A 13,676-nucleotide genomic window follows, 5' to 3' on the forward strand; every position below is an offset into this window, starting at 1 on the left:
ACATTTTTAAGAGATCAAAATTACATTTTTTGTATGGTTAGTAAAAGCCAAATTAAGTTAATAACCAGTCTTGCACAAAAAAAATACCGTTATAAAAACGGACTTTTTATAGCCGAGGGTTTTAAAACAATAAACGAGCTTATAAACTCAAAATTTATTCTAAACCGGCTTTTTACGATTTCTGCAGATTTTGGTCTTGATTCTAGTAAAGTCCAAAAAATTGACGAAAAGGAACTCAAGAAAATAAGTTTTCTTAAAACACCACAGACTGCATTGGCTTTATTTCAAATTCCGGAGGAAGAAATAGTTCAGGAGGAAAGCCTGACTCTTGCTTTAGATGGAATTAGGGACCCCGGAAATTTGGGGACGATTATAAGGCTTTGCGATTGGTTTGGGATAAACAAACTTGTGTGTTCTAATGATTCGGTAGATTGCTTTAATCCGAAAGTGGTTCAGGCTACGATGGGGTCGCTGGCCAGGGTGAATATTTCTTACTCTGATTTAAAAACTTTTCTTAAAAATTCGGAATTACCCATTTATGGAGCTTTCATGGACGGGGAGAATATTTATAAAAGTGAAACCGAAGAAAAGGCAATTTTGGTGATGGGGAATGAAGCGAATGGTATTTCAGCTGAGATTGAAGCTTTGATTAATAAAAAGATAAGCATCCCTCGTTTTGGGGAATTAAAAGAAACTGAAAGCCTAAACGTAGCAACAGCCACCGCAATTCTCCTAAGTGAATTTAAGCGTAAGAATTTCACCCAATAACAATCCTGCTAAATCCTGATAAATTTCTACTGAAAAGTAAAATTGAGGAACACCGCTTGTGATCGCATCGCATCTATAGAAGGAAATTTTGTTTCCACCATTTCATTATTTATAGTAAAGACTCCTCTTATTGAGGGTGAAAACTTAAAGTAATAAAGGTAAAGGTCAATTCCCAGGCCAACTTCATAATGATAGTTGTTGGTGCGTAAACGCGTATCTACATTAGGATTGTTCTCGTTACTTGAGAGGTTAATGGAAGTAGATAAGCCACCCACTATGAATGGTTTAAAGTTATTATGTCGGTCTGCTGAAAATTTTAATAATAGCGGGATATGAACATAAGTGGCGTTTATTTCTTCGATATCCTGGGTATAAGGAGGTCTAAAATTACGCGTGTTAAAAGTAACCCCCGGTTCCAAACGGAGGTCTAAATTATTATTGAGTTTTAAATTTCCAACCAGGCCAACGTTAAAGCCCATAGTTTTTTCGATAATGAAGTCATTCCCGTTGGGCGTTGGTTCCTCGTTATATTTGAATTTGAAATCGTAGGTATTAAAACCCAGATAATATCCCCAGGACCAACGTTGTTTGTCAAAATTCTCGTTATTAATAATTTTATCTCCTCCAAAAATTTGCGCATTACCAAATTGAACGCAAAAAAGAAAGGCAATAACAAAAAGTTTCTTCATAATTTTATTTTGAAGCAGTATAAATGGTTGCAACCCCAAAAGTTTGAGGCTTGTTTTCTACATTTATAAACCCCGTTTTCTTTAAAATATTGTTGAAAGCTTCTCCATACGGAAATTCGGCTGCACTTTTACTTAAATAAGAGTAAGCTTCCCGGTCTTTAGAAAATATTCTTCCAATTAGGGGCAGCATATAGCCAGAATATAATTTATAACCTTGTTTGAACGGAAATCTGGTAGGGACAGAAGTTTCCAAAACTACAAAAATTCCGCCGGGTTTTAGAACCCTTTGAATTTCTGATAATCCTTTTTCTAAATCTTCAAAATTACGCACTCCAAATGCAACGGTTATGGCATCAAAAGAATTGTCTTCAAAAGGTAGAGCTTCAGAGTCTCCCTGCACCATTTCTATCTTATCGGTTAAGTGTTTGGCGGCAATTTTCTTGCGCCCAACCTTCAGCATACCTTCAGAAAGATCAAGACCAACAATTTTTTTCGCATTTATATCGGCCATTTGTATGGCGAGGTCTCCGGTTCCAGTTGCAATATCCAGAACAGTGTTTGGCTTTTGTGCTTTAACGAGGGCAATAACCTTTTTTCTCCATTTCACGTCAGTGCCCATGGAGATCACCCTGTTTAAGCCATCATAATTGCCAGATATTTTATCAAACATCTGCTCAACCTGTTTCTTTTTATTGAGACCAGAATCCTGGTAAGGAGTCACCTTTTTACTCATAGTAACAATTTTGGGCCAAAGATACACGATATGAAATAATTGTGGTTGATACTTTTAGAATTTGTTGTTATAGAGTTCAGTTTTTGGTTTGTCTAAAATACCGTACATTTGTTCTTCTTTTCAATTTCAAGCTGTTATATGAAGATAATTATTGCCGGAGCAGGTGAAGTCGGCTTTCATTTGGCAAAATTGCTTTCTTTCGAATCCCAGGATATCACGTTGATTGATACCAACCGGGATAATCTTACTTATGCCGATACGCATTTAGATATCAGGACGATTAAAGGAGATGCCACTTCTATCGCAATTTTAAAAGATTCTCAGGTAAAGCATGTAGATATGCTTATTAGCGTAACTTCCAGTGAGGCTACCAATATTACAACCTGTGTTTTGGCAAAACAGCTAGGCGCAAAAAGAACTATAGCTCGTATTTCTAATACCGAATTTCTTGAAAACAAAGAGGAAATTGGTTTTACTCGCTTTGGAATAGACGAATTGATTTCCCCTGAAGCTTTGGCGGCAAGGGAAATTGCCTTGCTGCTTAATCAATCTGCTTTTAACGATAGTTATGAATTTGAAAATGGCGCTTTAACGATGATAGGTCTTAGTCTGTCTCGTAATGCGCTATTTGTGGGGAAAACGGTTAAGGAAGCGGCCAATATTTTTCCCGATCTTAACTTTGTTCCTATAGCTATTCAGCGTTATGGGACTCAATACACGCTTATTCCTCGTGGAGATACACAGTTTAAGGAAGGCGATCAGGTAAACTTCATTACTTTAAAAAGTGGTGTGGAAAACCTTTATAAGCTTACCGGTAAAACTAAGCACGCTATTAAGAATATAATGATTTTGGGCGGAAGTAAGATCGGTAAAAAAACAGCTATAGATCTTTGCAGGAATAATTTCAATGTAAAATTAGTTGAGAGTGATAAAGAGAAAGCATACGATCTTGCTGATGAACTTCCTAATGCTCTGATTATTCACGGAGATGGTAGGAATGTAGAACTGCTTGAAGAAGAGAATGTACACGATATGGATGCATTTATTGCGGTTACCGGTAATTCGGAAACCAATATTATGTCTTGCCTTGTAGCGAAATCTAAAAGCGTGAAGAAAACCATTTCTTTGGTAGAAAATATGGATTATTACCAATTGAGTCATTCAATTGGAATTGATACCTTGATCAATAAGAAATTACTTGCCGCAAATAACATTTTTAGATATGTTAGAAAGGGTGAAGTAGTGGCAATGACCAAGATCAATAATATGAATGCCGAGCTTCTGGAGTTCATAGTGAAACCAAATTCCCAGGTTTGTAATAAAAGAATTAAAGATCTCGATTTTCCAAGATCTGCTATTATTGGGGGAATTATAAGAGACGGCAAAGGAATAATTGCGCTTGGAGAATTTACTATTACCAGAGGCGATCGCATAGTGGTTTGTTGCCTGCCAAGATCTATAAAAAAGGTTGAAAAACTCTTTCTATAATGCCAAGACTTAATTATCAAATCATTCTCCACGTCATGGGGCTGTTACTTTTATGTAACGGTGGTTTTATGCTTACCGCGGTTTTAGTAAGTTGGTTTTATGAAGATGGGGTAACCATAGATATTCTGGCTGCAGCTTTTATCACTTTATTTTTGGGTGTCCTTTTTATGTTTAGTACCCGTGGCCACCGCAAAGAAGTGAAGAAGCGGGAAGGCTATATTATAGTAACTTTTGGCTGGATCTTTATGGCTTTAAGTGGAACATTACCTTATGTTTTAAGTGAATCTATTCCTGCTTTTACCGATGCCTTTTTTGAAACCATGTCGGGTTATACCACTACTGGTGCATCGGTTTTAAATGATATTGAATCCATTCCAAAAGGGGTTTTGTTTTGGCGAAGCCTAACGCATTGGATTGGTGGGATGGGGATTATAGTTCTTGCCATAGCTATTTTGCCTTTATTAGGAATAGGAGGAATGCAGCTCTTCGCTGCGGAAGCTCCCGGCCCCAGCGCCGATAAACTTAAACCCAGAATTACCGATACAGCCAAGCGTTTATGGCTTATTTATGTGAGCTATACTGTGGCTGAAACCATCTTATTAAAGGTAGCTGGAATGAGCTTTTTTGATGCGATAAACCACTCGCTTAGCACGCTTTCTACCGGTGGTTTTTCAACAAAAAATATTAGTGTTGCTTACTGGAACGATAGGCCCGTTATTCAATATATAATCATGCTTTTTATGTTTTTGGCGGGTGCTAATTTTGTTTTGAGCTATTACAGTTTTAAAGGTAAGGTTCAAAAAGTACTGCATGACGATGAGTTTAAATGGTATTTCCTTTTTATAGCAATATTTACAGTAGTGGCTTCTTTATTTATCTATTTTGAAGCTGATGTTGCACTTTCTCAAATAGATCACCCAATGGTTTGGGGTGAGGCCGAAAGTGCTTTTAGGCATTCGCTTTTTCAGGTGCTGGCAATTATTACTACCACAGGTTTTGTGACTGCCGATTATACTATGTGGACACCTTTTCTCACGATTTTCTTCTTCGGAATGTTCTTTTTGGGAGGCTCAGCTGGTTCTACTGCCGGTGGTGTAAAGGTGATGCGCCATATTATAATGATTAGAAATGGTGGAATTGAATTTAAACGTGCTTTGCATCCAAACGCAATTCTTCCGGTGCGATTTAATGGAAAATCTATTGGTAAAGGAGTAACCTTTAATATACTTGGTTTCTTTATCCTATATATGCTTTCCTTTATAATTGGCTCTGTTATTTTAGGAGGACTGGGGCTCGATTTTGAAACAGCTATTGGTGGTGCAGCTTCTTCCCTGGGGAATATTGGTCCTGCTTTTGGTGCGCTTGGTCCGGTGAATAATTTTGATATTCTACCGCCATTAGGAAAATGGTGGTGTTCTTTCTTGATGCTAATAGGACGATTAGAACTCTTTACTGTCCTTATACTTCTTACTCCGTTCTTCTGGAGGAATAGGTGATACTAATATTCAAATTAAGAAAATAGAAAGGCTGTCTAAAAGAATAATTTTCTTTTAAGCTGAACTCGTCTCAGACTTTATCCCGAATTTGCTTCGGGATTCTAAGATGTTTTTAATTCTCCAACATCCAAGATCTCCGAATAAATCTCGGAGCAGGCTCTGAAACAATCCCGAAGCTTCGGGACAGGATGACGATATTGAATAAAACATAAATATTTTTGGTGATTTTCGCGTCTATAAAAAAATCCTGATGGGTTTTAACCGCATCAGGATTTTGAAAAATATAATATTTATGAGTTTAACCTATGCTTCAGAAAGTACAGATTTAATTCGCTTCATCGCTTCTTTAATCTGAGATTCACTTGCTGCGTAAGAAATTCTTATACAGTCTGGATTTCCGAAGGCATCACCGGTTACCGTAGCTACAAGCGCTTCTTCTAATAAAAACATAGAGAAATCTGTAGCGTTTTCAATCTTATGGCCTTTAATTGTTTTTCCGAAGAAATGAGAGACATTAGGAAATACATAAAACGCGCCTTCTGGCTCGGTGGTTACAAAACCTTCAATATTATTTAAAAGATCTATAATTAGTTTTCTCCTTTTCTTAAAGGTATCTACCATATAGCTAATTTCACTTACCGGTGCTTCTAGCGCTTTAATTACCGCACGTTGAGCAATACAATTGGCGCCGCTGGTAATTTGGCCCTGCATTTTGTTACAGGCACGGGCAATCCAGGTAGGAGCTCCTATATAACCAATTCTCCAACCCGTCATAGCGAAAGCTTTGGAGACACCATTTACGGTTACCACGCGATCGTACATATCTTCAAACTGCGCCATAGAAGCGTGACCACCAACAAAATTGATATGCTCGTAAATTTCATCACTTACAATAACGATATCTGGATGTTTTTTTAGCACATCTGCCAGTCCTCTTAGTTCTTCTTTGCTGTAAACCATTCCGCTAGGATTGCAGGGAGAACTATACCAAATCATTTTTGTTTTTGGGGTGATTGCTGCTTCCAGCTGCTCAGGAGTCATTTTGAAATCGGTTTCTACTGAAGTTGGAACTTCAACCGGCACCCCTTCTGCGAGTTTTACAATTTCGGCATAACTTACCCAGTAAGGGCAAGGTAGAATAACTTCATCTCCCGGGTTTAATAAAACCATAGCCACATTGGCCAAAGATTGTTTAGCACCGGTAGACACTACAATTTGAGAAAGATCGTAAGTAAGATTGTTATCTCTCTTAAACTTATTGATTATCGCCTCCTTTAATTCCACATAACCATCTACGGGTGTGTAAGAATTATAATTCTCATTAATGGCCTCTATCGCTGCTTGTTTAATAAAATCTGGAGTATTAAAATCTGGTTCTCCAAGACTTAAGCCAATAATATCTTTCCCTTCGCCTCTAAGTTCACGCGCTTTTGCAGCCATAGCTAGGGTTTGAGAAGTGGCTAAATTGTTAATTCTGTTGGATAATTGTTCTTGCATTCTTTAATTGGTTACAAATTAATTACTCAATATTTGAGATTTGAATACGCATAACCTCGAGAAAAGTGTATTTGTTTTCTAATCTCTACCTCTTAGAATTTCTCCAGAGGAAATTTAGGAAATTGCAGGTTTAGAACCCATTTCTTTTAAATGCTGAAAATGGGCAATTATAGCTGCGCGTGTGGTTTTGTATTCGTGATAAGGTAGATTGCATTCTGAAGCAGTCTCCTTAACTATTTTCGCTATTTTGGAATAGTGAATATGACTAATATTCGGGAAAATATGATGCTCTACCTGATGATTTAATCCGCCGGTGAACCAGTTTACAATTTTGTTTTTTGTTGCAAAATTAACCGTGGTAAACAACTGGTGAATTGCCCAGGTATTTTTCATAGATCCGGTTTCATCTGGTAAAGGCATTTCTGTTTCCTTCACTACGTGGGCTAATTGAAATACAATACTAAGAATTAGACCTGCAGTATAATGCATTACGAAAAAACCAATTAAAATTTTCCACCAGGAGATCGATAAAATAAGCATTGGAATCACAATCCAAATAGAAACATAGATCAGTTTTGTGATCGCGATAATGCTCCATTGTGCTACCGGGTTAGGCATCTTTCCGTAAGAAAGTTTTCGTTTTAAATAATTTTTTGTTTGCTTGAAATCTGTGGTCAACGCCCAGTTAAAAGTCAATAAACCATATAAAAACACAGAATAATAATGTTGAAAACGGTGAAAGCTATACCACTTTGAGTGTTCAGAAAACCTAATTATTCTTCCCGCATCCAAATCTTCGTCGTGACCGTGAATATTTGTATAAGTATGGTGTAAAACATTATGTTGAACCTGCCAGTTATAAACATTCCCGGCCAGTACATAAATAGTACCTCCCATAAATTTATTCACCCATTTTTTTGAAGAATAGGAGCCATGATTACCATCATGCATAATATTCATTCCCACTCCAGCCATTCCGGCTCCCATCACTACGGTGAGTAGAAGCATCCACCACTGCGAAATGTCCAGGGTGAGGATTAAGAAATAAGGGGTTAGAAATAACGAAAACATGGCTACAGCTTTAAGGTGAAGTTTCCAGTTTCCAGTTTTTTTAATGTTGTTTTCTTTAAAGTAATTATTTACTCTTTTATTAAGTAGCCTAAAGAATTTTGTAGAATCCTTTCTGGAGAATTTAATATGATTTTGAATGTTTTCCATTTAATTTTTTTGTAAGCGGTAAAGATAAAATTTTTATATAGTAAAAGTATGCTCTATACAGATTAATATACAGTGCAATTTCAGCACCAAATTATGTATTTTTGTGCAAAATTTGAAAACTTTGGAATTAATAAAGAAATATTTCCCCGATTTATCCGATGACCAGTACACTAAATTTGAGCAGTTGGAAGCGCTTTACAAAGACTGGAATCTCAAAATAAACGTGGTCTCGCGTAAAGATATTGATGAAATTTATCTAAGGCATGTACTACACTCGCTGGGAATTGCAAAAATTCAAAAGTTTAAACCTGGAGCAGAAATTTTAGATGTTGGAACGGGCGGCGGATTTCCAGGAATACCCCTGGCAATCTTATTTCCTGAAACCAATTTTCATTTAGTAGATTCTATAGGAAAAAAAATGAAAGTGGTAAATGAAGTGGTGGAAGGACTAAAACTCACCAACGTAAAAACCACAAACGCAAGGGTAGAAGAGATTCCTGGAACTTACGACTTTATAGTGAGTAGGGCAGTAGCCGCAATGCCAACTTTTGTGCATTGGACCAAAGGCAAGATCGCGAAGAAAAGTCAACACGAACTTAAAAACGGAATTTTATACTTAAAAGGCGGAGATCTAACTGTTGAACTTCGTGACTATCCAAAAGCCGAAATTTATGAACTCCGCGATTATTTTGAGGAAGATTTCTTCAATACTAAAAAAGTGGTTTATCTACCATTAAAGTACAAGCCTTAATCTTTTCTAATAATCACCTTTTTGGCATAATCTCCAGAATCGGTATAGACTTTTACGATATAAACAGCCGAGCTTAAATTTTTCTTTTGTGGCACGCGGATTTCCTTTACATCGGGTATTCCAAAGTGTTGATCTACTAATTGGCCAGCAATATTATAAATATTAATGTGCTCAATTTTATGAAGTTCAGGATTGCTAATTACAAACTCCCTGTTGTCTAGAGAGTAATAGTAATCAATAGGGCCTTCACCGGGTTCTTTATCTTTTCTGGTGGAAGTTACATCGTGAAACACAATTTCATATAAATCCTGGTATTCTCCTGCAGGTAAGCTAGCTTTAAAAGCCTCTTTTCTTAGGTCGTAATAAGTGCTGTCGCTATTATCTCGCAAGTAGATGTCAATAATATCGGGCACATTCTCGAGTTCCCCAATTTCTATACTGAATTCTTTTTCTTCAGCTATAGTAATTCCTAATGGTAGCCGTTGATCGAGATTGAAGTGCGGCACACCCTGGATTACAAATCTTCCATCATCAATCATCCAGTACATGTCTTCCGGGCTACGGTCAAGTAAACGAGCATCAAACCCGAGATCAAAACCCTGACTGGTTCTTGCATCGGCACCTACAGATATTTCTCTATGATATCCTGTTGGAGAGTTGAACTTAAGTCTAATTTTAAAGCGAGTATCTGTCTTTTTGCTTTGATTTGTTTTAGCCTTTTGAGTTGTGTTCTTCTCTTCCATAAAAACAGAAATACTTTCTGTTTCTTCTGATCTAAAATAGCGTTGACTATTTTTGAAAATAATTTTACCTGTGTCAAAATTATCTATGCTTCCCGCCTGGGCATCCTGAGTTGTATTGACAAAAAATCCCTGCGCAACAGGAATAAAAGCTCCCGGTCGCTTGTTTCCTTGCGCACCTGTAGCATTAATTCGAGAATCGTTTGAGATAGCGGGAACTCCATCCAATAAATTTCTAGTAGCATAACCACCAACATATTTAGCTAAATAATGCGTTTTACCGGAAAAATGATCCCAAAAATATACGGCGCCGTTTAAGAGGTTTTTGTCGTTCCTTCCACCACTATCTTTTATATTATCTAATATAAATTCTTCTACATTTATTGCTGATGGATAAGGGTTACCAAGTAAATAATTTTGATCAGGTTGGATTTGGCTAACATTTATGTCACCGTTTCCTGGGAATCCTTTAAAGGTATAATTCTGAATCTTTCCGGTAGCGATATCCACATTTTCAGTTCCTTTCATGGTGTAACCCTCACCTGGTTTTAGAGCCGTGTAACTGCCAATTTGTTCCCATTGACTGTATTCATTTGCTTTTCTAGCTCTAAAAGCATTAATCCAATAATCACTTACCTTTATAGGATTAGATTTAGAGCCGTCTGCATGAGTATGAGACCACTGAAAGTTTATATTCTTAAAAGCTTTGGTTCCAACTGTAGATCCGTCGTGCAGGATTTCGTTTACTTTATAAGTTGTGCTGTTAGCGTCAGGCAAAACGGGTGAACTCCAGTAGTTATAGTTAAAACTACTTGAGGTGCCTTGTTGGTCGCGCTCAAGGCCTCCGTTTCCTTCTAAAATACTTCCCTCAGTTTGTACTAACTGTGACTCTCCATTAAGATCAATATAGCCGGATAGGTCTAAATAGCGCGTAATGCGTAATTCATTTCCTGAATTATTATTTACGCCTTCCATAATTAACTCTGTTCCAGTTTCAGAAAATAATGCTAACAACTTAATATCCTTATTATTAGAGTTTAGGTTGTGTTTTTGTCTTGCGATATTCCAATTTATAGGGTCGCCATTAATTCCTTCGTCGTTAGGGAACGTCCAATATTTTGTTGAATTTGGATCCCAGGAATTACGAGTATGCCAGTTTCCTGCCGCTTCAGATTCGTATGGGAGGGGTGCAGAAGTTTGTTGAGGACTGGTGATATTTCTGAGTTTCCCGGGGAAGCCTACATCGCCACCAACATCATAAGGTAAAATTTTTCCGCATCCTACATTGTCCATTCTATAGTAACCAATTAAGTCTCCCCAATTGAGATTAGCAACATTTAGGTTGAGAACTTCGCCGGTAACTGCTGTGCCATTTTCTTTAATTCTTTGGTTCATCATTTCTCGCAATTGTCCTGCAGATAAATCAATATCCCAAATTCTAAATTCTTCCATCCAGCCGGTAAAATGATTGGTTGGGGCGTTATATTGAGACTGGTCCACTGCTCCAAGTAAGGCTCTACTGGTATTGGCGCCGGGAGATCCTCCAGAGGTGGTTTTTATTAGAACTCCATCTACATATAGCTTATATTCACCAGAGACGGAATGAGTAATTGCAATGTGATACCACCTGTTAGTCTGTACTTTATGAGGTGAAGAATTTATGCTACCATTATTATTCCAGTTGAAAGACACTTCTCCATCATCCATGCTTAAATCATAGCCTTTATTATTAGCATTATTTTCGTCTCTTTTGGAAAATATGGTTTGATTTCCATTTGTAGATTCCGGTTTTATCCAAACTTCAAGACTAAATGCCTTTTTATTGGTGGAGTTAGACAAATTATATTTGTCTTCTCCAAAATCTATATAATCGTTGACACCATCAAAATTAATTTGGTTACATTCTTTAATTTCTACATTTATGAAATCTGAGCAGCCGTCTACCGTCCAGGTTAGTGTGTATGTTCCTTCATTACCGGTAAAGGTAGCATTGGGATCATTTACATCTGAAAAAGATTCCGGGACACAGCTAATAGAACCGCTTTCACGGGTCCAGGACCATGTTCCTATTTCCCCGGTACCCGGGTCATCGCAATTTTTGCAATTAGTTGGTTTGCCCGGGTAGGCTCCTTTAGCATTATTTTCGTTAGCCGTAAGTGTATTATCATAAGCATTTAGCTGCACTGTGTTCTGCCCACATTCATCACCGGAAAAGGATATATTCTCTCCTGCATAAGAATAGGAAACGAGAATATTAATTAAATCTGTACCTTCTTCACTATAGGTTCTACAACCATTAATTAAAGCTGTTCCTCCATATTCGTGTTGCCCCGGGACATTGGGTGTGAAGCTAATGGGTACTTCTGTTTCTCCAACCACTATAGGGTCCTCGTTCGGGTCTCCAATACCATCTGTCCATTCTAATTCAGTGTCAACTGGGACCTCTTTACTGATAAATATATTATCTAAAGCCCATATACTCTTATCGCTTGTACCCCTAAATGTCCATCTAATTCTTACATTATTTTCCCCAATATATTCATCAAGAGGAATAGAGGTATTATCTGTGCTAAAATTATAATTCGTGGCGTTAGAGCCAGCATAAGATTCAGCGGTCCCGGCAGTAAACCATTTTTTAACGCCTGAACCGGGACTATGCATAACTCGTAGTGTTGAATAGGTATTTCCACCGTTAGTGGAAATTTCAATAAGTGCAAAATCATTATTTGCAAAATAGAAAGCCTGGTCGAAATCCAAACTTGCAGCCAAAGCATTAGAAAAATCTAAAATCGGACTTTCTAATGTGGAGGGGTCCTCTCCTTTATAGTTGTTTTTGGTATAATCACCCTGGGCTACGGCAAACACCCCCTGTTGACTGTCATATTGAATATCTCCAAATGTATGTTTTTTATTCCCATTGGCATTTGTTCCAGACCAATTTCTAGTTTGACTTGAATTCCCTCCAGAAGAAAAACCTCCAACCTCACCATCAACTAACCATGAATCGGGATCATTGGCATTCAATTGGCCATTTCGAAAATCTCCAGGAGCTTCGTCTGGTAAAGCTGGCTGGGTATCGGTGTAATTACTTCTGGCAAGAAGATTCACTTCATCACCCAGGCAGTATTTATTATTGGTTTCCGGTTTCAGGTTTTCGACTGTAGGAGCGTCTCCCACCGGTAAGGTTCTAATATAAAAACTGTTGGAGTAATCAGAGCAAGTTCCTGTTTGTACGAGTACCCTGTAAAAAGTTGAAATTAACTCACCCTCTGCAAAGTTTACGGTATAAGAATCGTTTGTATTATTTATAACCTCCCAAACACCTTTATTAACAGAATATTTTTCCCAATGTACGATATTACCATTTTCTCCTATTAAATCCAGTTCGATAGAAATTGCTTTGCCACAAGCCGAAATATCTATTTGTTCGTTGAAAACTTCCGATTCAAATGTACCGTTTAAAGCACCTCCATCAACTTCAAAGGGCTCAAGCCTAATTTCCTGAGTTTGTGTTGCTATATTACCTTTGCTATCAATAAATTCCCATTCAATGGTGTTGGTTCCAATGAAAGAATAAGGGAACTCAAAGTTTTCATTTAAAGTACCTGAAATGGTACCTTCACAGGTGTCTGTTGCGGTTGGAATATTCAATTCTGAAATGCTGGAAATCTGGCATCCATTTATAGTAAAGGTGGGTAATGAATTTGCATCCGGAACTGGGGCTACAGTATTATTAATAATTACTTTTTGCTCTATAGGCCCTGTTTGATTTCCGGCAGCATCTGTAAATGTCCAGAAAACCGATCCTGATTCATCAAAAGTGAAATCGGTAATTCCTGTAGTGGCTGTAATGGTCCCGTCGCAATTGTCTTCAGTTGTCGGGGGAGTTACCGTTAGGGGACATTCGCTGGTTAGGTCTGGTAACGAAGGAATTTCAGGGGATTGAGTATCCTGTACTGTTATTTCCTGAGTACTGGTAACAGTGTTGTTTGCTTCATCAATAACGGTCCAGGTAACCACTGTTGTTCCTAGCGGAAATGTGGCGGGAGCATCATTAGATACTTCTGCAATACTGCAATTGTCGTTTGTCACTGGCGTACCTAAACTTATTGCTGATGCTGAACATGTGTCGGTGTCAGTACCAATTGTAATATTATCGGGAGCGGTTATGGTGGGTAATATGTTATCTTCTACGGTAACCGTAGCTATTGCTGTACCTGTATTCCCATTATTATCTGTTACGGTAAGTGTTACGGTATTTGCTCCAATATCGTTACAATCGAAACTGGTAATATC

General features: G+C 37.7%; 9 protein-coding genes. 4 read left to right on the forward strand and 5 right to left on the reverse strand.

All coding sequences use genetic code 11. The features are described from left to right. Positions 1-33 precede the first annotated feature (33 nt). Positions 34-768, forward strand: coding sequence for an RNA methyltransferase (locus B5440_RS14355; protein ID WP_070054965.1), 735 nt, complete (start codon positions 34-36; stop codon positions 766-768). A 26-nt stretch (positions 769-794) separates the two neighbouring features. On the opposite strand, the gene porT is transcribed toward B5440_RS14355, so the two are convergent. Both porT and ubiE read right to left on the reverse strand, forming a co-directional pair. Further along, on the reverse strand, positions 795-1,457 hold the full coding sequence (gene porT / locus B5440_RS14360; RefSeq protein WP_070054966.1) for a type IX secretion/gliding motility protein PorT/SprT: 663 nt from the start codon (positions 1,455-1,457) through the stop codon (positions 795-797). Positions 1,458-1,461: 4 nt separating this feature from the next. Further along, positions 1,462-2,190: a bifunctional demethylmenaquinone methyltransferase/2-methoxy-6-polyprenyl-1,4-benzoquinol methylase UbiE gene (gene ubiE / locus B5440_RS14365; protein WP_070054967.1), complete on the reverse strand. Its 729-nt coding sequence runs from the start codon at positions 2,188-2,190 to the stop codon at positions 1,462-1,464. A 138-nt stretch (positions 2,191-2,328) separates the two neighbouring features. On the opposite strand from ubiE, the gene trkA reads away from it, so the two are divergent. Together trkA and B5440_RS14375 are read left to right on the forward strand one after the other, a co-directional pair. After that, positions 2,329-3,678 carry a Trk system potassium transporter TrkA gene (trkA, locus tag B5440_RS14370; RefSeq protein ID WP_070054968.1) on the forward strand — a complete coding sequence of 450 codons (1,350 nt, stop codon included), beginning with the start codon at positions 2,329-2,331 and terminating at the stop codon, positions 3,676-3,678. Beyond that, on the forward strand, positions 3,678-5,174 hold the full coding sequence (locus B5440_RS14375; protein WP_070054969.1) for a TrkH family potassium uptake protein: 1,497 nt from the start codon (positions 3,678-3,680) through the stop codon (positions 5,172-5,174). Before trkA ends, B5440_RS14375 begins: the two co-directional genes overlap by 1 nt. 303 nt (positions 5,175-5,477) lie before the next feature. Here the strand turns inward: B5440_RS14375 and B5440_RS14380 are convergent, their stop codons facing one another. Both B5440_RS14380 and B5440_RS14385 read right to left on the reverse strand, forming a co-directional pair. Next, complete coding sequence (locus B5440_RS14380; RefSeq protein ID WP_070054970.1) at positions 5,478-6,671, reverse strand: pyridoxal phosphate-dependent aminotransferase; 1,194 nt, start codon at positions 6,669-6,671, stop codon at positions 5,478-5,480. A gap of 114 nt (positions 6,672-6,785) precedes the next feature. Then, on the reverse strand, positions 6,786-7,889 hold the full coding sequence (locus B5440_RS14385; RefSeq protein WP_070054971.1) for a fatty acid desaturase family protein: 1,104 nt from the start codon (positions 7,887-7,889) through the stop codon (positions 6,786-6,788). Positions 7,890-8,010: 121 nt separating this feature from the next. Between B5440_RS14385 and rsmG the strand changes: the two genes are divergently transcribed. Then, entirely contained in the window at positions 8,011-8,640 is a 630-nt protein-coding gene (rsmG, locus tag B5440_RS14390) for a 16S rRNA (guanine(527)-N(7))-methyltransferase RsmG (RefSeq protein WP_070054984.1), read from the forward strand. Here the strand turns inward: rsmG and B5440_RS14395 are convergent. Continuing rightward, positions 8,637-13,676, reverse strand: a 5,040-nt coding sequence (locus tag B5440_RS14395) for a LamG-like jellyroll fold domain-containing protein (RefSeq protein WP_143533319.1), incomplete at its 5' end; no start/stop codon positions are given. The two genes, rsmG and B5440_RS14395, sit on opposite strands and share 4 nt — an antisense overlap.

The organism is Salegentibacter salarius (genome assembly GCF_900168265.1).
Taxonomy (GTDB): domain Bacteria; phylum Bacteroidota; class Bacteroidia; order Flavobacteriales; family Flavobacteriaceae; genus Salegentibacter; species Salegentibacter salarius.

What these genes read in the sequence shown, in the direction of transcription:
- B5440_RS14355 (WP_070054965.1), top strand. Translation starts at nt 34, where the DNA reads ATGGTTAGTAAAAGCCAAATTAAGTTAATAACCAGTCTTGCACAAAAA.
- B5440_RS14375 (WP_070054969.1), top strand. Translation starts at nt 3,678, where the DNA reads ATGCCAAGACTTAATTATCAAATCATTCTCCACGTCATGGGGCTGTTA.
- B5440_RS14380 (WP_070054970.1), bottom strand. Translation starts at nt 6,671, where the DNA reads ATGCAAGAACAATTATCCAACAGAATTAACAATTTAGCCACTTCTCAA.
- porT (WP_070054966.1), bottom strand. Translation starts at nt 1,457, where the DNA reads ATGAAGAAACTTTTTGTTATTGCCTTTCTTTTTTGCGTTCAATTTGGT.
- trkA (WP_070054968.1), top strand. Translation starts at nt 2,329, where the DNA reads ATGAAGATAATTATTGCCGGAGCAGGTGAAGTCGGCTTTCATTTGGCA.
- ubiE (WP_070054967.1), bottom strand. Translation starts at nt 2,190, where the DNA reads ATGAGTAAAAAGGTGACTCCTTACCAGGATTCTGGTCTCAATAAAAAG.
- B5440_RS14385 (WP_070054971.1), bottom strand. Translation starts at nt 7,889, where the DNA reads ATGGAAAACATTCAAAATCATATTAAATTCTCCAGAAAGGATTCTACA.